23 protein-coding genes and 1 riboswitch are annotated in these 24,811 nt (G+C 33.3%); all 23 genes read right to left on the bottom strand.

What is annotated here, in order from left to right; genetic code table 11:
• Window positions 1–174 precede the first annotated feature (174 nt).
• The 23 genes from BN2665_RS27740 to BN2665_RS12575 all read right to left on the bottom strand — a co-directional run bounded on the left by BN2665_RS27740 (window position 175) and on the right by BN2665_RS12575 (window position 24,803).
• On the bottom strand, window positions 175–309 hold the full coding sequence (locus BN2665_RS27740; protein WP_278335895.1) for a hypothetical protein: 135 nt from the start codon (window positions 307–309) through the stop codon (window positions 175–177).
• A 37-nt stretch (window positions 310–346) separates the two neighbouring features.
• Window positions 347–1,390: an acyltransferase family protein gene (locus BN2665_RS12680; protein ID WP_055667484.1), complete on the bottom strand. Its 1,044-nt coding sequence runs from the start codon at window positions 1,388–1,390 to the stop codon at window positions 347–349.
• A gap of 171 nt (window positions 1,391–1,561) precedes the next feature.
• Window positions 1,562–1,999: an AbrB/MazE/SpoVT family DNA-binding domain-containing protein gene (locus tag BN2665_RS27340; RefSeq protein ID WP_055667483.1), complete on the bottom strand. Its 438-nt coding sequence runs from the start codon at window positions 1,997–1,999 to the stop codon at window positions 1,562–1,564.
• A 122-nt stretch (window positions 2,000–2,121) separates the two neighbouring features.
• Window positions 2,122–2,949, bottom strand: a complete 828-nt coding sequence (locus BN2665_RS12670) for an MBL fold metallo-hydrolase (protein ID WP_055667482.1) — start codon at window positions 2,947–2,949, stop codon at window positions 2,122–2,124.
• Window positions 2,950–3,118: 169 nt separating this feature from the next.
• Window positions 3,119–4,372 (bottom strand): phosphoribosylamine--glycine ligase, encoded by a 1,254-nt coding sequence (gene purD, locus BN2665_RS12665; protein ID WP_055667481.1) that lies wholly within the window; start codon window positions 4,370–4,372, stop codon window positions 3,119–3,121.
• 17 nt (window positions 4,373–4,389) lie between these two features.
• The gene (gene purH, locus BN2665_RS12660) at window positions 4,390–5,895 is read right to left on the bottom strand and encodes a bifunctional phosphoribosylaminoimidazolecarboxamide formyltransferase/IMP cyclohydrolase (protein ID WP_055667480.1); all 1,506 of its coding nucleotides are present in this window, start codon (window positions 5,893–5,895) and stop codon (window positions 4,390–4,392) included.
• A 57-nt stretch (window positions 5,896–5,952) separates the two neighbouring features.
• Window positions 5,953–6,561: a phosphoribosylglycinamide formyltransferase gene (gene purN, locus BN2665_RS12655; RefSeq protein ID WP_055667479.1), complete on the bottom strand. Its 609-nt coding sequence runs from the start codon at window positions 6,559–6,561 to the stop codon at window positions 5,953–5,955.
• Complete coding sequence (gene purM, locus BN2665_RS12650) at window positions 6,549–7,547, bottom strand: phosphoribosylformylglycinamidine cyclo-ligase (RefSeq protein WP_055667478.1); 999 nt, start codon at window positions 7,545–7,547, stop codon at window positions 6,549–6,551. The genes purN and purM overlap by 13 nt, the downstream gene beginning before the upstream one ends.
• 7 nt (window positions 7,548–7,554) lie before the next feature.
• Window positions 7,555–8,961, bottom strand: a complete 1,407-nt coding sequence (purF, locus tag BN2665_RS12645; protein ID WP_055667477.1) for an amidophosphoribosyltransferase — start codon at window positions 8,959–8,961, stop codon at window positions 7,555–7,557.
• A gap of 26 nt (window positions 8,962–8,987) precedes the next feature.
• A complete protein-coding gene (purC, locus tag BN2665_RS12640; RefSeq protein ID WP_055667476.1) occupies window positions 8,988–9,692 on the bottom strand; it encodes a phosphoribosylaminoimidazolesuccinocarboxamide synthase in 705 nt (234 codons plus the stop codon).
• Window positions 9,692–10,171 carry a 5-(carboxyamino)imidazole ribonucleotide mutase gene (purE, locus tag BN2665_RS12635; protein ID WP_055667475.1) on the bottom strand — a complete coding sequence of 160 codons (480 nt, stop codon included), beginning with the start codon at window positions 10,169–10,171 and terminating at the stop codon, window positions 9,692–9,694. Before purE ends, purC begins: the two co-directional genes overlap by 1 nt.
• Before the next feature lie 25 nt (window positions 10,172–10,196).
• A complete protein-coding gene (locus tag BN2665_RS12630) occupies window positions 10,197–13,952 on the bottom strand; it encodes a phosphoribosylformylglycinamidine synthase (RefSeq protein ID WP_055667474.1) in 3,756 nt (1,251 codons plus the stop codon).
• Between the two features lie 152 nt (window positions 13,953–14,104).
• A riboswitch (purine riboswitch) is annotated at window positions 14,105–14,206 on the bottom strand.
• A gap of 252 nt (window positions 14,207–14,458) precedes the next feature.
• Window positions 14,459–14,692: a hypothetical protein gene (locus BN2665_RS12625; RefSeq protein WP_055667473.1), complete on the bottom strand. Its 234-nt coding sequence runs from the start codon at window positions 14,690–14,692 to the stop codon at window positions 14,459–14,461.
• 62 nt (window positions 14,693–14,754) lie between these two features.
• Entirely contained in the window at window positions 14,755–15,057 is a 303-nt protein-coding gene (locus BN2665_RS12620) for a hypothetical protein (RefSeq protein ID WP_055667472.1), read from the bottom strand.
• Between the two features lie 134 nt (window positions 15,058–15,191).
• Complete coding sequence (locus tag BN2665_RS12615) at window positions 15,192–15,581, bottom strand: hypothetical protein (protein WP_055667471.1); 390 nt, start codon at window positions 15,579–15,581, stop codon at window positions 15,192–15,194.
• Between the two features lie 175 nt (window positions 15,582–15,756).
• Window positions 15,757–16,797, bottom strand: coding sequence for an alanine racemase (locus BN2665_RS12610; protein WP_055667470.1), 1,041 nt, complete (start codon window positions 16,795–16,797; stop codon window positions 15,757–15,759).
• A 205-nt stretch (window positions 16,798–17,002) separates the two neighbouring features.
• Window positions 17,003–17,662, bottom strand: a complete 660-nt coding sequence (locus tag BN2665_RS12605; RefSeq protein WP_055667469.1) for an HD domain-containing protein — start codon at window positions 17,660–17,662, stop codon at window positions 17,003–17,005.
• A gap of 20 nt (window positions 17,663–17,682) precedes the next feature.
• Window positions 17,683–18,402 (bottom strand): lysoplasmalogenase family protein, encoded by a 720-nt coding sequence (locus tag BN2665_RS12600; RefSeq protein ID WP_055667468.1) that lies wholly within the window; start codon window positions 18,400–18,402, stop codon window positions 17,683–17,685.
• 177 nt (window positions 18,403–18,579) lie between these two features.
• The gene (locus BN2665_RS12595) at window positions 18,580–19,668 is read right to left on the bottom strand and encodes a DUF871 domain-containing protein (protein WP_055667467.1); all 1,089 of its coding nucleotides are present in this window, start codon (window positions 19,666–19,668) and stop codon (window positions 18,580–18,582) included.
• Between the two features lie 38 nt (window positions 19,669–19,706).
• Window positions 19,707–20,882 (bottom strand): anhydro-N-acetylmuramic acid kinase AnmK, encoded by a 1,176-nt coding sequence (gene anmK, locus BN2665_RS12590; RefSeq protein WP_055667466.1) that lies wholly within the window; start codon window positions 20,880–20,882, stop codon window positions 19,707–19,709.
• A 1-nt stretch (window position 20,883) separates the two neighbouring features.
• The gene (locus tag BN2665_RS12585; RefSeq protein ID WP_423229855.1) at window positions 20,884–21,789 is read right to left on the bottom strand and encodes an N-acetylglucosamine kinase; all 906 of its coding nucleotides are present in this window, start codon (window positions 21,787–21,789) and stop codon (window positions 20,884–20,886) included.
• Between the two features lie 9 nt (window positions 21,790–21,798).
• Entirely contained in the window at window positions 21,799–24,465 is a 2,667-nt protein-coding gene (locus BN2665_RS12580; RefSeq protein WP_055667464.1) for a sigma-54-dependent transcriptional regulator, read from the bottom strand.
• A 47-nt stretch (window positions 24,466–24,512) separates the two neighbouring features.
• A complete protein-coding gene (locus BN2665_RS12575) occupies window positions 24,513–24,803 on the bottom strand; it encodes a hypothetical protein (RefSeq protein WP_055667463.1) in 291 nt (96 codons plus the stop codon).
• Window positions 24,804–24,811 lie beyond the last annotated feature (8 nt).

The following is a 24,811-nucleotide window of genomic DNA, read 5'->3' as shown; positions in this document are numbered from 1 at the left end:
AAAATACCATTATAAAATAGCAAATTGTAATCATCACTATTAAGCTTTAACATACCGATACAGTAAAAAAATTCCCTAAGGCTCACTTTCGCCTTAAGGAATTTTACTGTTTAAAGTTCTTTTCTTCGTTTAATCTTTTGGAATCTCTCCACGAATACACAGTTGGACATGACCTCAATATCCTCTTACTTCGGATAATGGAATTGCTCTTTCTGTAACCATAGCCATTACTTTTTCATTATTAACTAAATTAAAACAATCTTTAAAATCTTCCTTTAATGGGAATTTTTGTATATAAATTCTACTCATCATATAAACTCCTCTATTTCCATGAAATCACTATGAATTATTCACTCGTTATCTTATTTTTATTAATTCTACTACTTATACTAGCCAATTTATAGCTTATAAATCCTACTAATGGAACCAGTATTACATTATATAAAATACTATTCATAGCGCTAGGTGATATTTTAATTGAAAGCATTTGAACAAAAGATATGGCAATAGTATGAATTAAATAGATGCTTAAAGATTTTCCCCCCATTTTAACAAATATATTGTTCTTCTTAAAGCCTCTATAATTTAAAGCAAACTTAAAGAGATAGTATATCATTGGTATAGTAAATATATAATAATCTCCCCAAGTAGCATTAAATTTATATACTAAAATCCATCTTTCTAAAAGCATCAATATAGAAAATAATATAGAAAAGCCTAAATACTTTATTGAATAGTTTTTCTGTGGATTTTCTTCTTTTTGTGTGGCAATATATGAACCTAAGGATAGATAAAATAAAGCAAAATGTAATGTTTCCCTGGTCGTTAATGATGGATATTTTAAAAGCACATTATAAGATTGACCTGTTCCAAACAAGCCTAGTATATTTAGCGTAAAAGATATTAAAAGCACCCACTTTATTCTTGAAACATCTTTTCTGCATATAAAATATATTATGATTATCCCATATATAAAAGATAGTATATACCACATGGCATAGGAAGAAAAAGATAATCCTCCTATGAAGAAAGCAATGAATATTATCTCTAGTATATTTATCCTCCCCGAATTGATTTCTGATAAAAATATTGGCATTCCGGGTGCAGCCCCCCTAAATATTAAGTCTATACCTAAGTAAGCAATTAGAGAAAATATATATATCTTTATTAGTTTCACTATATATTTCTTAAAATAGCCTTCTTTTTTAATATTTTTAAAAAAGAAATAACCAGATACCGTAAAAAATATAGGCACCGCAAATCTTGCCAAGGTATTAATTATAAAATTTATGTCTTTGCTCACTCCAATGAACACAGCCGAATGAATACATATTATACCTATACAGCCCAATCCTTTCAAAAAGTCAAAAGAATAATTTCTCTCTCTCATATAAAACCCTTCCCTCATATAATATTGAATAGAAAGTTCTCACCCCAGTTTCTACTCTGTTAGAATGACTTAAATAATTTATGCTTAAGCCCCTATGAAGAAGTTATCATGGCTTAATACTCAAACCATGAATATGCTAGGTTTTTATCCAAATCTCTCTTTTTCACTTTTTTATTTTACTATAGCGATATAAACTCCTCCAAAATAAGATAAAACTAAATCCCAATTTTCATAAATCACCGAAGTATCCTTTATAAACAATCTAGGAACTGGTTCCATAGCAATAGTAGCTACTTTAACAGCTAATTCCTTTGCCTTTTGCGCATCTTTAACTCCATTAGTAAGTTTAGTGAACTCTTCAATAAACCAGTCTTTCTCATTCCTTATTCTTTCTCCTACAGCATAGCCCATTTCAGTCAAATTAACTTCTAATTCTTTTTTAATATTAGTAACTCCTTTCTCTATTATGATTTTATTGCCTTCTAAGGTTATCTCAATGTCTCTTTCATCCTTTGTTATTTTAAGGATCTCCAGAAAAGCAGCAGGAATTACTACTTTTCCACTTACAGAGCCACTACCGCTCCTATTAAAAGTCACTTTTGATTTCATCTTAGCTCCTTTAAAAATTACTTTTACAATTACATCATATGCTGCTTTTAGAATTACGTTACATTTTTATAAAATAATTTGCATCTTTTCTACCCAGATAGCCTATTCAACTATAGACTTTATTAGATATGAATGGTCATCCCTGTTTTTAACTCATCTAAATTGTTTATACTTTCTCTTAAGTAATTATAAACTTCTTCACCAGTACAATGACAGGTATAATACTTACTCACATTGCTGCTATTTAGAATATTCGAAAGTTTATCCAAAAAATCCTTATCATCTGAATTTTTAACCTTTATTCCCATCAAATGAAATCCACCGATTACTGCCCTCAAATTGCTATTTGTAATATTCTTAGCTCTATCAATTATATTAATGATACCCTTATGGGCACATCCGCAAAATAAACTATAGTTGTTACTTTCATTAATTAGTAAATTTATTTCATGTTCAAAATCATCTTTCTTAACTGAGCCATCATTATATTTTTTTAGTAATTTTTCATTACCTTTAGGTATAAATTCCTCACCTTTAACATTTCCAAATAAAATTAACTCATCATCTATTTTTTCTATTTCCTCTACAAATACAAATCTATTACTATTCAGTAGTTCTTTTCTCAATCCTATATCATACTTAATGAAACCTAATAATCTTATTAGATGATTGCCAAAAGCTCCTTTTCCAATATAAATCTTTGCTTTATTATTGATTCTTAAAAATTCTTCCAGCCCACCACCATGATCATAATGACCATGAGACACTACTGCTATGTCTATATCTTCTAATTTAATACCCAATTTAGAAGCATTATGGGCAAAGGATTCATCTGTTCCTGTATCAAATAATATCTTATGATTGTCTGTTTCTATATATAATGATAATCCATGCTTATGCTTATACTCTTTAGATATAGTTCTATTCTCTAACAGTGTTATAATCTCCATAAATATCCCCTTTCAAAGTTCCTATACCAATTATAACACTTACTTCCAATAATATGTGAGCTACTAATATATATTAAAATCTACAAATAAAAAATGGCTTATCAATGATGATAAACCATTTTTTATATCTACTTATATTCAATTTTCCTTCGTTGTCTGTTGCAAATTCTTAACTGTGCATTACCCCAATATCGCTTCTATAATACATATTCTCGAAATTAACCTCTTTTAATTCTTTATAGGCATTACTTTTAGCTTCTTCTAAGTTATCTCCAAGACTTACTAAGGATAGTACTCTTCCTCCAGTGGTTTTTAGAACATTATTCTTAAGCTCTGCCCCTGCTATAAATACTTTACCCTTTAGGCTTTTTTCTATATTTATAGGAAAACCTTTCTCATAAATCCCTGGATAGCCCGAGGAAGCTGCTACCACACAGCAAGCACTTTTTGACTTCCACTGAAGCTTGTAACTGCTTAAATTTCCTTCTAGGCAGGTTTCTATAAGCTCTAGCAGGTCATTTTTCATAAGGCTTAAAATTGCTTGGGTTTCAGGGTCTCCTAATCTCACATTATATTCAAGCAAGTAGGTTCCCTTTGAAGTTATCATAATTCCAAAGAAAATGATGCCTTTAAAATCCATATTTTCTGCTTTCAAGCCTCTTAGAGTAGGTTCCACTACATTTATATTAAAATCTTTCATAACTTCTTCATTTACATAAGGATTAGGGGCAATAACTCCCATTCCTCCTGTGTTTGGTCCTTTGTCTCCATCTAAAATTTGCTTGTGATCCTTAGCAGAGATAAAAGGTAGTATGGTTTCTCCATCTGTAATTGAGAGTATGGAGGCTTCTACTCCTTGAAGGAACTCTTCAATTACAATATCTTTTCCAGAGCCTTTAAATATATCCTCTAGCATAAAGGCATTTATGGTTTCTTCAGCCATAGCTTGGTTATCACAAATTACTACTCCCTTCCCAGCTGCTAATCCATCTGCTTTTATCACTATGGGATATTCACAATTTTTTATATACTGAAGTGCTGAACTAGCTTCTTTGAAGCTTTCATATGCTGCTGTCTTCACTCCATATTTTTTCATAAAGTCCTTAGCATATACCTTACTGCCTTCAAGCTTAGCTCCTGATAGTGCTGGTCCAAATATGTTTAAACCCTGACTTTTAAATTTATCTACAATACCCTTGGTTAAGGGCTCTTCAGGTCCTACTACGGTTAAATCTATTTGATTTTTCTTTGAGAAAGCCAGTAATTCGTCTATATCCAAAATATTTATATTTTCACATTTATCTTCTAAGGCGCTACCTCCATTGCCTGGAGCACAGTAAATCTTTTTTACAGAAGGATTTTGTGATATCTTCCACGCTAGGGCATGCTCTCTTCCACCGGAGCCTATAATCAAAATTTTCATAGGATATCCTCCTCTTTTTAATGTTTAAAGTGTCTTATACCTGTAAAAATCATGCTTATGCCAAGCTCGTTGCAAGCTCTTATGGATTCTTCATCTCTTACGGAGCCACCTGGTTGAATTATAGCCTTTATATCATGAGCTGAAGCTTCTTGTACTACATCTTCAAAGGGAAAGAAGGCATCTGAAGCTAAAACTAGTGCTCCTTCTCCTCTTTCTAAGGCTTCTTTTGCAGCCCATATTCTGTTTACTTGACCCCCTCCAATACCCAGAGCTTTTTTATCCTTAGCTACTACTATGGCATTGGATTTTACATATTTAACTACTTTCATAGCAAAAATAAGATCTGACATTTCTTCTTGTGTGGGTGCCTTTTCTGTTACTACCTTTAATTCTTTTATTAATTCTCTATCTTCATCTTGAACTAATATACCACCATCTACGGATACTAAGGCTTTATTATTTAATGGCTTCTTAAGACACTTTATTACCCTTAAATTTTTCTTCTTCTTTAAAATCTCTAAGGCCTCTTCATCGAAGTCTGGAGCTGCTACTATTTCTAAAAATATTTTATTCATCTCTTCAGCAGTAGCCTTATCTATTTTTCTGTTTACGGCTACTATGCCGCCATAAATAGATATTTCATCACATTCATAGGCCTTTGAATAGCTTTCTAGTATAGTGCTTCCAATAGCCACACCACAAGGTGTATTATGCTTTACAGCACAACAAGCTATTTCCTCAAACTCACATGCTACCTTCCAAGCTATGTCTAAATCCTTTATATTATTGTAGGAAAGCTCTTTTCCATTTAATACTTCTAAGTTATTCATAGCTCCTTCTTCTGTGGTAGACACATAATAAGCAGCGCTTTGGTGCGGATTTTCTCCATATCTTAAATCTTGGGATTTTTTGTAGCTTAAGCTTAGGTAATCTGGATAATAGTTTTCTTCCTGCTCTAATAAGAAGTTAGCAATGGCTCCATCATAGGCGCTCATTAAATTAAAAACCTTAGCTGCTAATATTTTTCTTTTTTCATAGCTTACTTTATTACTTTCTCTTAGTTCTTCCATAACAGGCTCGTAATCTTCAGGTTTTGTAATCACTAAAACATCCTTGAAGTTTTTAGCTGAGGACCTAAGCATGGTTGGCCCACCGATATCTATAAACTCTACCTTTTCCTCAAAGCTTAAATCTTCCTTATACTTTTCAAAGAAAGGATATAAATTTACCACTACTATATCTATAGGAGTAATATTCATTTTTTCTAAGGTTTCCATATGTTCTTTGCTATCTCTAATAGCTAGTATGCCCCCATGTATATTAGGATGTAGAGTTTTTACTCTGCCTTCTAGCATCTCTGGAAAATTAGTTGCGGAGCTTACCTCTATAACTTTAACTCCATTTTCCTTTAAATATTTATAGGTACCTCCAGTGGATAGTATCTCCACTCCTCTTTCCTCTAAAAATCTTGCAAATTCTAAAACTCCCTGTTTATTAAAAACGCTGATTAAAGCTCTTTTCATTTTTTCCTCCCTTTCCTCTCTTAAGAGATATACAGAAAATAAGGGTATATATATTTTTTAGATGATTTCCGTCCTGCCATTTATTATATTAGCCCTGCCCTGACTTATTAGTTTTATAGCCTCCGGCAGTAAATTATGTTCTTCCTTAAGCACTCTTTTTTGAAGTTCCTCTGGAGTGTCTTTAAACTTTACTTCCACTGGCCTCTGAAGGATTATGGCTCCTCCATCTATTTCCTCATTGACAAAATGTACTGAACAGCCCGTTATCTTAACCCCTGCTTTTATTACAGCTTCATGAACCTTTATGCCATACATGCCTTTGCCACAAAAGCTTGGAATTAGAGAAGGATGTATATTAATTATTTTATTATTGAACTTGCTTAATATTTTTCCTTTTAAAATAGAGAAAAACCCTGCTAGCACAATTAAATCCACACGTCCATCTATTATCTCCAGTACCTTGTCTCCAAAATTCTCACTATAGCTGTTTTTATCTAACACATAAGTAGGAATTCCTTTTTTACTAGCCCTTTCTACAGCCTGTGCTTTTTCATTATCACTTATTACTGCTTCAATAGAACAATTTAAGTGTCCTTTTTCTATGCTATCTATTATGGCCTGCAGATTACTACCTCCTCCAGAAACCAGCACCGCTATTTTAAACAAATGCCTTCACCTCCAGAGGTTATATAGCCTATTTCATAAGCCTTTTCTCCTAGAGAGTTTAAAGCTTCCATAACTTTTTCTTTAATTGAAGGCTCTACGCATAATACAAAACCTATTCCCATATTAAAGGTGTTGTACATATGATCATAATCTACTCCTAGACTATTTAAATAATCATATATGGCTGGTATTTCATAGCTGTGCTTATTAATCACTGAGGTTAATCCTTTAGGAAGCATTCTAGGTATATTTTCTATGAAACCTCCCCCAGTTATATGAGCCATACCCTTTATTTCAAAGCTCTTCATAAGCTCTAGTATAGGTTTTACATAGATTTTTGTAGGAGTCAATAAAATTTCGCCTAAGGTTTTTCCTTGAAATTCTAAGTTTAAATCTGGCATTGCCTTTCTTAAAAGAGAGTAGCCATTGCTGTGAAAGCCTGAGGAAGCTAGTCCTATTAAAACATCTCCCTCTTTAATGCTCTTACCATCAATTATGTTTTCCTTATCTACAATGCCTACAGCAAAACCTGCAATATCATATTCTCCTTCTTTATAAAAGCCAGGCATCTCCGCAGTTTCCCCACCTATTAAGGATGCATAGGACTGAATGCACCCTTCTGAAACTCCCTTTACTAGGTCAGAGGCCACCTCTGCTTCTAGTCTGCCGCAAGCTATATAGTCTAGAAAGAATAGTGGCTTCGCTCCGTGGCATAGAATATCATTAACACACATGGCCACGCAGTCTATGCCCACAGTATCATACTTTTTAGTTCTGAAGGCAATTTCAAGCTTGGTACCTACTCCATCAGTGCCAGACACAAGTACTGGTTTCTTATAGCCCTCTGGCAGTTCCATCATAGCTCCAAAGCTTCCAATATCATTTATTACTAAGGAACTCATAGTTTTCATGGCATATTCTTTAATGAGCTTTACGGATTTATATCCCTCTTCTATATTCACTCCAGCATCCTTGTAAGTTATCATAAAAACACTACCTTTCTAAATGATCTTTTGATGTTTCCATAGGAGTTGCCACAGGATAAACGCCCTTAAAGCAACCTAAGCAAAATCTTTTTTCTCCGCCAAAGGACTTTAATAATCCTTCCATGCTTATATACCCAAGGCTGTCTGCACCTATCTCTTCCCTTATCTCTTCTAAGGTCATATTCGCTCCAATTAAATCTTTTCTATAAGGTGTATCTATTCCAAAATAGCAAGGATACTTTACTACTGGAGAGGATACTCTAAAATGTACTTCCTTAGCTCCTACTTTTCGAAGTTGTTCCACTAGTCTTCTGCTGGTGGTTCCTCTTACGATAGAATCATCTATTAAAACCACTCTCTTGCCTTCAATGTTGCTTTTGAGAGGATTTAACTTTACTGATACAGCTCTTTCCCTCATTTCTTGATTAGGAGTGATGAAGGTTCTGCCCACATATCTGTTTTTTACAAATCCTATACCATAGGGTATATTAGAAGCCTTAGCATAACCAACCGCAGCAGATATACCTGAATCCGGTACTCCTACAACTATATCTGCTTCTGCTGGGCATTCCTTATAAAGCTCTTCTCCCATTCTTACTCTAGATTCATAAACATTAATGCCATCTATAGTGCTATCTGGTCTTGCAAAATATATATACTCAAAGGCGCAGGTTTCACATTGGGTTTTCTCTGCCCTATTTAAGCTTCTTAGCCCATCCTTATCTATAACTACTATCTCTCCTGGGTTTACATCTCTTACAAACTCTGCTCCTACTGCATCTAAGGCACAGCTTTCTGAGCATAATATATAACTTTCATTAATCCTTCCAATGCATAAAGGTCTAATACCATTATGGTCTCTTACTCCTATCAGTTTATCTTCTGTTAATATAACTATGGCATAGGATCCTTTTATGGCTTGTATAGCATCAAATACTGCTGTCTCAATGCCTTTTTTTGCATTTCTTGCTATAAGACTTAGCACCACTTCAGAGTCTATAGAGGTTTGAAAAATGCAGCCTCCATCCTCTAAAAGCTCTCTTATCACATCAGCATTTACTAAATTCCCATTGTGAGCTATGGCCATGGAACCTAGCTTGTACTTAGTTAATAAAGGCTGAGCATTCACTACATTGCTGGAACCCGTGGTGGAATATCTTACATGACCTATGGCTGAAATCCCCTTTAGACTATTTAATATTCCTTCATTAAAAGCTTCCGTTACCAAACCCATAGCTTTATGGCAAGTCACTTCTTCTCCATTGGATACTGCAATACCAGCACTTTCTTGCCCTCTATGCTGAAGGGCATAAAGTCCATAATAGGTAAGAGTTGATACATCTAAGCCCTCGGGAGAATATATACCAAATACTCCGCATTCTTCTTTGAACTTATCAATAATTGGATTTTTCATCTATTTAATCCTCACTTATTAATTAATTAGGCTTCTATTCTGTTTAAAATTTCTACATAGGCTTCTTTAACATCGCCCATGTCTCTTCTGAATCTATCCTTGTCCAATTTTTCATTGGTTTTTGAATCCCAAAATCTGCAGGTATCTGGTGATATTTCATCTGCTAATAATATTTCTCCCTCTGCTCTTCCAAACTCTAATTTGAAATCTATAAGCTTTATGCCTTGCTTTAAAAAGAACTCTTTTAATACTTCATTAACCTTAGCTGTAACCTCATAAATCTTTTCTAGCTCTTCAAAGGTAGTTAATCCTATAGCCACAGCATGATGATCATTTATAAGCGGATCTCCTAAATCATCATTCTTGTAGCATATCTCAAATACTGTGGTTTTTAATTCATAGCCTTCTTCTAGTCCTAATCTTTTGGCCATGCTTCCTGCTGCTAAATTTCTTACTATTACTTCCACAGGAACTATTTCCACTCTCTTACATAATTGTTCTCTCTCATTTAATTTTTTTATAAAATGAGTTTTGATTCCTTTGCTTTCTAAAAGCTCAAATAATTTTGAAGTTATGCTATTGTTAAGCATACCCTTGCTCTCTATTTGACCTTTCTTTTCTCCGTTAAAAGCTGTGGCATCATCTTTATAATAAACAATTACTTCCTTATCATTATCTGTTTCAAATATCTTCTTAGCTTTTCCTTCATATAACATTTCTCTTTTTTCCATTACAATTCCACTCCTTCACTATTTTCTTTTATAAATTTTTCTTTCATGTTTTTTCTATATTGCTTTAAAGCTTCTTTTAAGCTCTCATACTTTGTAGAAAGGATTTGCACCGCTAGCATACCTGCATTAAAGCTATTGTTGATTCCCACAGTGGCTACAGGTATGGATTTCGGCATTTGTACTATGGAGTAAAGGGCATCTAACCCGTTCAGTTCTGCCTTTACTGGTACTCCTATCACTGGTAATGTTGTGTGTGAGGCAATAACTCCTGGCAAATGAGCCGCTAAACCAGCACCAGCTATTATGCACTCATAGCCCTCTTCTTCTAAGGAATGTAAAACCTCCATAAGCTTTTCTGGCACTCTATGAGCAGACAGTATAAATGCTTTATATTCTACATTAAACTCCTTAAGAGCCTCTGCAGCGCCCTTCATCACATCTTTATCAGACTTACTTCCAAAAATTATAGCTACTTTCATATATTCATCCTCCTACACAATTCATTTATTTGAAATATTTTACCCCTGATCTAAACAAACCTTGATCAAAGTTTCCTGTTATATTTTTATATAAATTATTACCAATCCTTTCACTATGTCCCATCTTACCAAAAACTCTTCCATCGGGACTAGTTATGCCTTCTATGCCGTAGGCTGATCCATTAGGATTATAAGGCATATTTAAGGTTACTCTTCCTTCTAAATCCACATATTGAGTGGCTATTTGTCCATTATCCACTAGCTTTTTAATTAAATCCTCTGAGGCTATAATCCTACCCTCTCCATGGGATACTGGTATGTCGTAAACCCCACCTAATTCTGCTTCCATTAGCCAAGGTGAAAGCTTAGAGGATACCTTAGTTTTTACTATAGAAGACACATGCCGTCCTATACTATTATAGGTTAGGGTAGCCATAGGCTCTTCTATATCAAGGATCTCTCCGTAGGGCACCAATCCTAGCTTTATCAGTGCTTGAAAGCCGTTGCATATCCCTAAAACCAAGCCATCTCTCACCTTTAATAGCTCCATCACAGCTTCCTTTAGCTGTGGATTTCTAAACACCGTAGCTATAAACTTTCCTGAGCCTTCTGGTTCGTCCCCAGCACTAAAGCCCCCTGGCAGCATCATGATCTGACACTGATTTATTTCTTTTTTCATCAATTCAAGGGATTCCTTTAGTGTTTCCTTAGTTAGATTCCTAAACACTAAGCTGCTTACCTTGCTACCTTCTTTTTCAAAGGCTTTTATAGAGTCATATTCGCAATTAGTACCTGGGAATACAGGAATGAATACTCTAGGCTCAGCCTTTTTGTTAAATATGCTATAGCTTTTTCCACTAAATAATTTAGCTTCGAGACTATTTGTTTTTTCTAGCTCACTCTTTGAAGGAAAAACTCCTTCTAATGGCGCCTCCCAAAGCTTTATAAGCTCCTCTATATCTAATCTGTTTTCATTTATGATTATTGTTTCATCCTCTTGGGTACAGCCTAAGATTTCATAATCTATAGCTTCCATAAAATCTAAGGATAAGTTTGAAGGTATCTCCACTATAAAGGAACCATAACTTGGTTTAAACAGCTCTCTATAAGCTTTCTTCCAAGTAATATTAGCTCCTATTTTGTTACCAAAGCTCATCTTGCATAGTGCTTCAGCTACGCCGCCTTCCCTCAAGCTAAAGGCTGATATAATCCTCTTTTGATCTATAAGTCTCTTAATAGAATTTAAATTATTTCTTAAAACTTCAAAATTTGGTGTAAGATCTTCAAGTATTTCTGTTTTTATTAAAACTATTTTACTTCCTAAGTCCTTAAATTCTGGTGAAACTACATTCTTTGATTTATCTAAGGCTAGAGCAAAGGAAACTAAAGTTGGTGGTACTGTTATTTCCTCAAAAGTACCAGACATGCTGTCCTTTCCTCCAATGGCTGCTATGTTTAATTCTTCCTGAGCACATAGAGCACCTAGTAAAGCTGCAAAGGGTTTTCCCCATTTTTCTTTATGTTTTCCTAGCTTTTCAAAGTATTCTTGGAAGGTTAATCTTATGTTAGTATAATCTCCACCCATAGCTACAATTTTACAAACAGATTCTATCACAGCATATAGGGCTCCATGGAAGGGACTCCACTTAGCTATATCAGCGTTATAACCATAGCTCATTAAGGAACAATGATCCGTTTCACCTTGAAGCACAGGAATTTTAGCTGCCATACCTTCTGCCGGCGTAAGCTGATACTTACCTCCAAATGGCATAAGCACAGTTCCGCTTCCTATGGTGCTGTCAAATCTTTCTACCAATCCCTTCTGACTGCTTATATTTAAATCAGATAACATTAGCTTTACATTATCTTTTAAATCCTCACTATACTTAGCCTTGGCTTTTAAGAAGTAGTTATTTTCCTTAGAGGGTGCTTTAATAAAAGCCTCTGCGTAGCTTTTGGCTCCATTGGTGTTTAAGAAGTCTCTATTTATATCTACAATAGCTTCTTCTCTCCATAACATTCTTAACCTATTATTATCAGTAACCTGAGCTATTATAGTAGCCTCTAAATTTTCTTCTAAGGCTAAGTTTATAAACTTTTCAGCTTCGCTATTTTTTATAACCACAGCCATTCTCTCTTGAGACTCTGATATGGCTAGCTCCGTGCCATCAAGTCCCTCGTATTTCTTAGGTACTAAGTCAAGATTTATATCCAAACCATCACAAAGCTCTCCTACAGCTACTGCCACTCCCCCTGCTCCAAAATCGTTACATTTTTTAATTAATCTGCTCACCTCTGGATTTCTAAAAAATCTTTGTATTTTTCTTTCCGTTGGGGCATTTCCCTTTTGCACCTCGGCACCGCATAGATTTATGGATTCCTCAGTGTGTTCTTTGGAAGAACCAGTGGCACCACCGCAGCCATCTCTACCTGTTCTGCCTCCAAGAAGTATAACCACATCTCCTAAGGATGGTTTTTCCCTAACTACATTTTCCTTTGGTACAGCTCCAATTACTGCTCCTATCTCCATCCTCTTAGCTTTAAAACCCTCATCATAAATTTCTGCAACTTGTCCTGTAGCTAGGCCTATTTGGTTCCCATAAGAGCTATAACCCTTTGCCGCCCCTAAGGTGATTTTTCTCTGAGGCAACTTTCCTTTTAGAGTGGATTCTACATCCTCCCTCGGATCTCCACTTCCTGTTACTCTCATAGCTTGATACACATAAGCTCTTCCTGAAAGAGGATCTCTTATAGCTCCTCCAAGACAGGTAGCTGCTCCACCAAAAGGTTCTATTTCTGTAGGGTGGTTATGTGTTTCATTTTTAAATAATATTAGATACTCCTTAATTCCCTCTGTGGTTTCTATATCCGCCTTTATCGTGCAAGCATTTATTTCATCGGATAAATCTAAGTCTTCTAGTAATCCTCTTTTTCTCATTTCCTTCATAGCTATAGTAGCTATATCCATGAGAGTTATATCTCTAGGTTCCTTATAAACTAAGGATCTCAAACTTATATATTTGTCATAGGCTTTTTTTATAGGCCTTGAGTATAAATCTTCTTCAATATTTATGTTTTTAATAGTTGTTAGGAAGGTGGTGTGTCTGCAATGATCGGACCAATAAGTATCAATCACAGCTATTTCTGTGTAGCTAGGGTTTCTTTTCTCCTCTTTAAAGTAGCTTTGGCAAAGCTTTAAGTCCTCTAAAGTCATAGCTAATCCTAGCTTATTATGAAGTTTAATAAGTTCTCCCTCTTCCATAGTTATAAAGCCAGATACTTTTTCTATGGATCTTGGAGCCTCAAAAACATTTTCTATGGATAGGTTATTTAGAGATGCTTCTCTTGAATCTACAGGGTTTATATAGTAATTCTTAATTTTATCTACCTGATTATCATTTAAATTTCCTTTTAGAGCAATTATCTTAGAGCACTTAACTTCCGCTTTTTCTCCTTGGGTTAATATCTCTATACATTCCTCTGCAGCATCTGCTCTCTGGTCGTATTGACCTGGCAGATACTCCACCCCAAAGGCTATGTAATTTGAATCTAACTCTAACTTTTCATAAACCACATCCTGAGTTTTCTCAGAAAAAACAGTAAATAACGCTTTTTCATATACCTCTTCACTGATGCCTTTAACAATGTATCTATTTACAACTCTTACTTCCTCTAATTCCTTTATCAATAGGTTTTCTTTAAAATCTTTTAATAATTCTTTAGCTTCTACATCAAAGTTTTCTTCCTTTTCTACATAAACAACTCTGATATTATTATTCATTGCAAAATCTCTCCTTTATAAAAAATAAAATACCACTAAAAGATTATAGGCAAATCTTATAGCGGTATTTTATAGAGAAACAACTTCAGCTCAAGCTTATACATGCTTCTCTATAGTATGGCAAACAAATCTTTAATGCTTTTAAAGACTATATATGCTAAAGATTTACCCATAGACAGAAGGTTTGAGGCCTCCTCGTAGAAACTCCCGGACCCTATTACCAGGATTATATGGATAAAATTTATTCAATTAATCTACTTATAGATTAACATTGAAAATATATATAGTCAACAATATTTTTATATTTTATTCCATCATTCGTTATAATCCGAATAATACAAGATAATTTTTAGCCTCAAATTCGTGATTATTCAAACTTTTCCCTTTTATATTTATACTATACATAGTTTTACAAAAAAATATAGAAGCATTCATAGAATTGATTTTAACAAATCTATGAACGCTTCCATTTTAATCAGCTAAACCATAATCTCTAATAAAATACACTAGTTTATTAATCCAATCTTTTGTAAATCAGCTATATTTAAGTAAATCACAAAGGATTTTTTTGGTTTAGGAACAATATTCAATTTTTTAAGGTCTTCAAAGTTAAAATAATTTATACCATCCTCCCTCTTTACGCGGAGACCATCTATATTTACTTCCTTCTGATTATCAGCATCCTGCCAATTTGCTGGCCATTGACCTTTAAAAAGCTTTGATCTTACAAAGGTTTTCATATCATAAGGAGCATAGAATTGAAATTCTTCTATAAGTAGGTAGATACTTGTAGTTCTTCATACTATTCTATGGGCTCATTTAATTTCAATGACTTATTACTATCATTACCTGATTGGTCACAACAGCTTGACTTTTTATTATGGTTAAACATCATTGGTATCATTGAAATCATCATTATTGGACATAAAAATGGAGCTATTAATCCTAACACCTTAACAGCATTGGGACTAAATCTTGTTATTAAAGGCAAACTTCCTATAATGACTATAGGCAATCCACAACAGAGAATCATGTGCAGCATATGTTTTAATGGGCTGTGTTTATGATTACCTTTATTTCCTTTGTTATTTTCATGACAATTCATATACTTATCCCTCCAACAACCTTTCTTTTATTTAGAAAGCCTTTATATTTAACTGAAGTGCATAATATTTATATAATAAGATTATAATTATAACTCTATGAGTTAATATCCAAGAATAATGAATCTAAAACAACTTATCTTCTCATCATGGAGTTGTGCATATTCACCATATCTTGTCGGCTTATAGATTCCATCATTTTAGCCATACCTTCATAGCCATTGTTTTTCATTATATCTGTCATTTGATTATATTGCTCCTCTGTAATATTTCTCATAAAGTTATCCATTTCATCAAAATTTCTATTTTCCATAGCTTTAGACGCAGCCGCAAGATTATTATTTCTCATTACGCCTACTATGGGACTATACATTTCACTATTATTTTTATTTACATTATCCTGGTACATCGTATACTTGTCTAAGGCAACCTTATTTGAATTATTATTTTCCTTAGCATATACTACAGTCACTGCTCCTATAGTTAATACGGTAGTTGTTATTATTGCTAATATTTTTTTATTCATTAAAATCTCTCCTCTTTTTTATTTAATTTGCTTCTATGCCTATATTACCTTTAGAATGTGTAGGAATTATGAAAATTTAAAAACTACTATAATTACTACATCTGTTTCTTTATTTTATATTTCTATATTAGAAAAGAGGCAGATTTTCTGCCTCTTCACCTTATAATATCTATAATTATATGTATTTTTTTTGTATAGAGCTATCTGCTAATATAGGGGTTATATCTATCTTTAATTCTTTATTCTTATCAATACCTTCAGCATTGATAATGGTTATATTCATATTAGGTTTACCTATTATTTCAACTCCCTTTCCTTCACTGAATATAACAGGTCTCTTAACTAAATGATTATAAACCACCTTTAATAAGTCATAAAATATATTATGCTTTACATCCTTATTAAAGCCAAAATGCTCAATATTTCCAAATCCTAGTATACCTAGGGTTATGTCTTTTTTAGCTTTATATGTACTACCATAACCAATACGTTGGCCCTTTTTTACTTTATAAGTATTTATGATATGAGCCTTATAACAAAATATTTTTTTTAGTCCCATAATCTGTCCATCATATCCATATAATATGTTACCTACCCTAGTTATGTTGGTAAAATCACAGCACTTTCTATACTCTTCATTTAAAAAGCCACTGGAGTTTAAACAATGAATATGAGGAATTATCCCTATGTACTTAGACACAGCTTCTTTGAATATTTTTATTTGTTTTAAGGTAGCTTTTCTATTTTTAGTATTATGAAGATGAGTATATACCCCATCTACAGTTATATTATGGAACTCTTCTTTAATTCTTTTAAAAATCTTGTCCAATTCTTCAGTCTTAATACCCATACGATTCATACCTGTATCTATATATAGATGCACCTTATAGTTTAAATCCTTATCTATATACTCTAGTACATCTTCATTATCTATAGTATAGATAAGATTTTCCCTAGGATCTTTAAAATCCTCTTTATCTACTAAAGGGCTTAACAGCAATATCTCTTTATCCCCCTGCACTCTTTCCACCTCAGACAAGTCTGATACTGCAAAGTAGTCTACCTTGTCCTTTAAAAATTCAGTAATTCCCTCTATACCTAAACCGTAGGCATTTCCTTTTACTACTGCCATGACTTTTCCTTCAGTGTTTTTTCTGATTATATCTAAATTATTTTGTAATTTTTCTAGACTAATTTCACACCAAAACTTTTTCATAATTTCCTCCATATGTTACTCATCTTAAATTGTGCATATAGTATTTTTTAAATACTATATAAATTATATCAAAAAAATAGCCATCGGAAAATTCCAATAGCTAAAAAATAAAAATCCCTACGTATAAAAATCAAATATCTCTATTCCGGATATTTTAATTATTACCTTAAATAATAAAAAATATGCTATTTTTTTTGGAGACGCCTTATTTATTTCCTTCCCATTCTTCAAAAAATTCTTTTAAGAAGCCTTCCATGTACTTATGCCTTTCTTCTGCCATGGCTTTAGCGGTTTTAGTATTCATCATATCCTTTAAAAATAAAAGCTTCTCATAAAAATGATTTATTGTATTGGAATTGCTATTCTTATATGCTTCAAAGCTTTCATGAATCTCAGGTTTTATATCTGGGTTATACATCTCCCTTTGCTTAAATCCACCATATGCAAAAGTTCTAGCTATTCCTATAGCTCCGATGGCATCTAATCTATCTGCATCTTGTACAATCATTCCCTCTAAGCCCTTCATAGTGTTTTCTACCTTAGCTCCTTTAAAGGATACATTATCTACTATGAAGGCTACCTCATCATATATCGTCTCAGTTACTCCTATACTTTGAAGCCACTTTTTAGCCTCTCTGCCTCCTGCCTTCTCATCACCCTCATTAAATTTCCAATCTGCTATATCGTGTAATAAGGCTCCTAGCTCTACTTTAAAAGTATCAGCACCTTCCTTCATTGATATATGCTTTGCTAGCTGCCATACCCTGTATATATGCCACCAATCATGGCCAGAGCCTTCCCCTTCTAATTTATCTTTAATGTAATCAGCTGTATCTTTGATTATTTGTTCTTCATAGCTAGTCATATTTTATCCCACCTTTAAATTTAAATAAGTATGCTGCAAATTATGCCCATCTGCGCTATTACATAAGTTAGCCATATTAAAAACTCTGAATGTTTAATATTTTTATGTGCAATATCTTTTAGGGCAATTATGCCATCTGAAATCATAAATATTATAGCAGATAAAGTGGTCATCCACCAGCGTCCTCCCAAGGTTATATATAATAAAAACGAAGACAAGAACATATTAAAAATAATTCCGCCATAAATAATAGAATATTTTTTGTTTTTAAGCTCTTTACTATTTTCCTGTTCATTTTGTTTCTGCAAAGAGCTATAAATCATTCTACATATTAGCAAAATCAAAACTAATATTGCTATATAAAATCCTATTAAGTAGCTGCTATTTGTGTTATTCCATATGACAGCTAAATAGGCTATAGTATAACTAATATGAGTAAAACTGAACAAAAACATACCATAAGCTAATCTATTTTTTGTTTTGATTATAGCCGCCATTACTAGATCTCCAAAAAAAGAAAATAACATTCCTATAAAAATCATTATATTGGATCTTTGAAAGCTTGTTTGATTTAAAAACAATATTCCCGCCGTAATGACCATGGATAAGCTTAATAGGATTCTAGGGATTTTTCCAAAACCAAGTCCCTTATTTCTGTAATCCTTCCACTGAGCAATAGCTGTTATTAAAAATATACCTGCTTGAAAAATAATAATAAGATTTAGTACTAATAAATTCATGTATATCCCCCTTAAAAATACTTTCTATATGTTTATTATCTACAGTTAATATTTATAACTTTAGAAAATATTGTATCCTTTAATTAGGTTATACGTAATTGCTCTTTATACAGTATAAATTTTTTAGAAAAAAATTTGTCACGTAACAAGTACGTGACAAATTCTAATCAAAGTAAGCTATTTCTTTTCTACTAATTTAAATTTTTGCCATGGCTCTATATAGTCTAATAAGAAGATCTCTTCATCTATAATCTTTCCTACTACATTGGTTTTTCCTGAGTTTTTCATTTCTTTTCTAGCCAACTGCATTTCTCCTGCATATAAGGCATAAAGAGAAGTTTCTACCAATACATCTCCTTTTTTCATGTCTGGAGTATTAAAGGGATCAAATTGATGTCCTTTATATTTTACCCTGCTTTGAGTGGATCTTATTAAATAATCTGAAACGTCTCCTCTGTTGAAGTGGAACTCTTCTAATACTATCTTTCTTTCCAATGCTGGTGTATCTGGATGTAATTCTACTTCTAAGGTTAAAATTTCTGGATCTATTTCACTTAGGGCTTTAAGCTCCTCTTCTGAAGCAAAAGCATTTGCGATTATTACATCATCTATTAATCCTGTAGCAAAAAGATGTTTAGCTTGTACAGTTATAGGTAGTTCTCTATGCATTTCTAGAGAGCATAACCCTTCACTTACAGGCCATGGACCGAATTTTGCAGCAGATGAAGAAACAAAGGCCGCAGTAGTAATTCCTAAATCTTTAAATTGTTTGCTGGTTTTTATAAAATGTTCATAACTAAGTCCAGCATATCTATGAGGGTAGAAGTTTTGGCTAGCCAATATGTTATTCATATTAGGTTTGTAGCTAATCACATTATCTATATATTTTGTTCCAGAGCCCATGTTAAATTCAATTTTTAATCCATAAGGATTAAAGGTCATTATAGACTCTTCACTACCTGTAAAGCCCATGTCTAGTCTTAAGCCATAGGCTCCGATTTCATGGAAAAAGGATAGGTCATTATATTTTATTCCCAATTCATTGAAAACTCTTGGACTAACATCTAATATTACTTCCATGCCAAACTTATTAGCATGACCTATTATATCTTTAAATTCGCTAACTACTTTTTCCTTATCTCCATCTACAGATAGAAGGCAAGTAAATAATCTTTTATAGCCATACTTTGCCGCTAACTCTATATATGCTTTATTTTCTTCTACAGATGTGTGCATTGGATAAACTGATATTCCTAGTTTTCTCATAATTTAGCCTCCGTATAATTATTATTTTGGTATAATCACTATTTTCCTCTTGGAACCGGTGTTATATTACCTAAAATTACTCTTTCTTTTGCTCCTGTGGCATTTAATACATTGCCCGAATTTCCATTTAAGGTTTCATTAGCTAAAACCGCAAAGGCTATAGCCTCCTTAGCATCGGAAGAGTATCCTAAATCTTCTTGAATCATAACCTTACATTCTGGAAGCAGCTCTTTTATCATGGAAACTAAGGTATTATTATAGCTTCCTCCTCCTCCAAGAATTATCTCTTCAATTTTTGTTTTAGGAAAAATAAATTTTCTGTAATTATGCTCAATGGACTTAGCGGTAAACATTGTCACTGTAGCTATGATATCCTCTGCCTTTAGATTTCCATACTTTTCTATAAGTTTATCTACAAATTGACTTCCAAAAAGCTCTCTGCCTGTAGTCTTTGGCGGCACTCTATCCATGTATTCTTCAGCCATAAGCTCCTTAAGCATTTCCTCTATGATGGTTCCCTGAGCTGCGAAGGCCCCACCCTTATCATAGGATACTCCTTTAAGCCTCTTTGTAACCTCGTCTATTATCATATTTCCTGGGCCTGTATCAAAGGCGCTCATATCATCTAAACTGCAATGAGCTGGGATAACCGTTACATTGCCTATGCCTCCTATATTTTGAAGAGCTCTATTCTTATCGCCTTTATAAAGAAGATATTCTGTATATGGCACTAGGGGAGCACCCTCTCCTAATGCCGCCATATCCATAGTTCTAAAATTTGATACTACTAAAGTATTGGTTTCATAAGCAATTACCGCTGGCTCTCCTATTTGTAAAGTAGATTTTGCAAAGTTTTTATAAGGTACAGGTATATGGAAGGAAGTTTGTCCGTGTGATCCTATGAAATCTAAGTTCTTTATATCAAATTTTGCTTTTTCACAAACCGCTTTTGCAGCCTCTGCAAACAAATAACCTAGTTTAAAATTAAGGCTGCAAATAAGCTCCACATTAGATCTTTCTATGCTAAAGCTATCTCTTATTTCATTTTTTATATCCTCTGGTATTTGCATATTTAAGAATTCTACCAGATGAGCCTTTATGTTTTCTCCGTACCCCTTTATTTTAACTAGGGCTGCATCTACTCCATCTAGAGAGGTGCCGGACATAAGTCCTACTACATATTTTTCTTCTTTATCCTTATAATAAATACTCATATTAATTCCTCTCCTTTAAGGCGAAATAATAGGCACCCTTAGCCGCTGAAACATCTTCATCATGGATTTGAAGGTTCTTTATGGCTTTGCTTAAGTACTCCTTAAAGCTTTCCTTTACTAAATCGATTTTTGTGATGATGCTTCCCTTTAGGCCTATATGAGTAACACCCTTAATATCTAATTTCTTATATACCATTTCTGTTATTCTAGCTAATTCTGTTCCTGCAGTTTTTAGGATGTTTGTAGCTATTTCATCCCCAGCTTTAGCAGCATTAACCACTACGGGCGCTAGAGATGCTACTTCTGCTTTGCTCTTAGAATATATAAATCCTTTAATCTGATCTATCTCTTTAAAATTCAATGCTTTTAACATCTCTTTCGTTAGGGTGCTCCAAGGTAAATCTAGATCTTGTTCCTTAGTCATGTTTTTAAATGCCTCTATTGCTACATAATACCCGCTGCCTTCATCACCCAAAAGATGTCCCCAACCTCCTGCTCTAGCTTTTTTATTATTATATCTTCCAAAGCAAATTGATCCTGTTCCCGCAATGGTTAGGATTCCTTCTTCACCTTTTAAAAGTGCAGATAGTGCAATATCTGCATCATTCATAACCTTAACTTCACCTTTAAAGAAGGCTTCCACATATTCTCTTATCAGTTCTTTGTTATTACCTGAGTCCGCTCCAGCTAAACCTAAATATATAGTCTTACACTCTTGAGACTTTAATTCCTCTAAAAGACTTTTTATACATAGTCCTATGTTCCCTAAAGCTTCATCCTTATTCACTACTAAGTTACCAAAACCAGTGGTACACTGAGCTAATACATTGCCTTGAAAATCATAAGCCACTCCTTCAGTTTTGGTTCCTCCTCCATCTATTCCAATAACATAATCCAAAGATATCACCTCATATCCCTACATGTTTATTAATATTTCTAATATATTACCAATGTCATCTTGAGAGAAGTTTATATCGAGCTTCTCCTTTACGCCTCTAAGACTTCCTTCTAAATAAGCATATAAATCATAATGTCTAGAAAGTATAGTATTTATATTCCTACATTTTGGTCTTTCCTCTCTATTCACTAACTTTTGAACTAGACAACCAAAATGCATTAAAAGTCCATTTAGCTTTTCTCCATCTAAGTGTATTCCGTATATATACTTCATGGTACTTATGGCTTGCATAAACTCCTCTGCCACAAAATCTCCATGAGGCAGATCTAAATAATCTTTATAAACAGTCTTTATATTTTTTAATATAACTGCATTGTTTTCACTTTCTTCAAAGTCTTCTCCCAAAAAGTCTTTAAAGAATTTTTCCATGGAGATGTAATTAATTCCCTCTATTTTTAGATCAAAAGCACTTATGATTGAAACCACATTGCAATCTTTTCTTATGTTTTCTACCGCCCTTATAAATTCATTTTTATCCTTCATGCTTAGGTTAATCACATCATATTTCTCTTCACTATATTTTTTAAATATCATCTCTTTAATCTTTTGAGCGGTACCTTCTCCTGTGGTGCAGGCAGTTATTATAACATCTTTCTTATGCTTTATGTTATCACTTAAAAAATTTCCTAGATATTTGCTCTCTAAATCTACGGATTTTACAATCTCTTCAAGGCTTTGGAACATTATGGCCTTCCTCGTAGCTTCAATGACAGTAGCAGTAGTTACCATGTCTATGGCTTTAACTTTAATACCAGTGTTTTCAGTTATCATTTTATCAAAGAACTTTAAGGAACCCATATCTACCAGCAATATAGCTCCCATGCCTTCATTCTTCTCTTTAATGATATGCTGTATCTTATAAAGTGCTTCTTCTGGCTTCATAGATAGTGGCATATCAAAGCCTATGGCATGAGTGGTATTTAATAATGTATTTGTGACTTCTGCCATAGAACTAGCTGTAGATTTTCCATGCATAGCTACTAATACAGCTACTCTGCCTTTTTCCTCTTCTTCCTCTGCTGCAAAAAACATTGTAATAAAGCCAATTTCATCTATAGGTACATCTATATCATATTTTTGTTCTAGCTTATCTGATAGCACTATGGCTAATTTAAATTCCTTAGGATATTTTTTTCTTATTTCATCTATTTTAGGATTTTCAATTATCTTATTATCACCAATTCTTCCCAAAAACGTATCTATGTGAATAAGTAAGCCTAAAAAGGTATTTTTAGATATTTTTCTTCCTAATTTATATTCTGCGAAATATATAAAACTACTTAAAAAATCGTAAAGTTCATTGTTTACGATTCTCTTAATTTCGTCTTCTTTGTTGCTGCTTTTTATATGAGTTAAATAATTATTTATATAGCTTTCAACTTCATCGGACAATTTATTTTGTATTTGTTTTTCTTCTAAGCCTCTGCCTTTAAGGTACTCTTTCCTCTTTTCAATGAAGTCATAGATATTATTAGTTAAGCTATACTTATCCTCAAACTCTTCTTCATCCTCGTTGAATATATCATTATTGATTTCTAAGTTTAAGTAAACAGGCTTAACCTTCTTGGCTATTAGCAATCCACTTTTCACTTCATCAGGAAAGTCTCCTAATTCTACTTTTACTAAATTCTTTTCAAACATGCTTCTTAAATAGGCTTTTGCGCAAGCTATTTGTATATCGCTTTTCAATTGACCTATATTATTTAGGCATTCATAGTTTAAAAGTGCAGTAATGGAATCCTCACTTATATCTATTCTCTTCATTACTCTTTTTGATTCTTCTTCAAAGAAGCTCTCAATTAAACACATTCTTTCTTCTACAGTTCTTTCTCTGAGAGCGGGAAGAGAGATGGTTACTGGAATTCTTCTTGTAAAAGTTTTTAAAAGAGTTGAATTGATATCCTCTGTAGTAGCACATACTATCATTATGCTTATAGGAATATCCTTTGTACTGCCTAAAGGAGTATATTTTCCTTCATCTATTAAGGTAAACAGCATCTCCTGACCTTCCGGAGGAAGTCTGTGAACTTCATCTAAAAATAATACTCCGTCTCTTGCCTTTTCTATTATTCCCTCTCTATCCTCTACAGCACCGGTATAAGCGCCTTTTTTAACTCCAAATAGATGAGATATGAGCAGATGTGGATTATTAGCATAATCAGCGCAGTTAAAAACTGCAAATCCGTTGATATCCTTTATTCTGTTTATCTCAATAGCATATTTAAACATACATTTTGCAAAAAATGATTTACCTACTCCTGTCTCTCCCACTATTAGGGTATGGAGCCCCCTAGGAGGATATACAATAGCAGCCTTAGCTAAGGAAATAGGATGCTTTAAACTTGTATCTTTACCTATGATCTTATCAAAAACTGATAAGGGGCCTTCCATAGACCTTTCCACATTAAGTTTTTCAGGATTAATAAAATATAATACAGGTCTACCCTCTTTTTTGTCTACAAGTCCCAATTCTACAAGTTTTTTAAACTCTCTTAAGACATTGGGTCTTTTCATATTTAAAGCTTCGGCAACCTCTTCTGCGGAAATACCTATAACCTGGCCCTTCGCTTTTTGCTGCTCTATACATTGATGCTTTAAAATTTCATATACTTCATCTTGTTTCAAAAGGTAGTCCCCCTTTGTTTTATATAATAGTATTTATATATATTATACTATTTTTTGGGTTTATCAAACCTAACAATTCCTTTGATTTGATTGTTTTCAAACATATTCTTTGTTATTTCAAAAAACATGATGCATAATACACAGAATATAAGAATTAAAGCATTCCAAATTATACTGCTCATATTAGGAAAAGCTATTGCTGGTACTATTAATATAAGAAATGCTGTAAAAGCAACAATCCATCTATTTAATTTTACCTTCTTTAATAGAAACCTAGTAAAGGCTATGGAGCCTATTACCATTAACACAACAAATACTATATAAAGCAGCCTAATCATAATAACTA

Source organism: Desnuesiella massiliensis (assembly GCF_001403615.1).
In the GTDB taxonomy this organism is placed as follows: Bacteria; Bacillota; Clostridia; order Clostridiales; family Clostridiaceae; genus Desnuesiella; species Desnuesiella massiliensis.
Note: the sequence above shows the minus strand (reverse complement) of the source record. Positions and strands in the feature narration are given on the sequence as shown.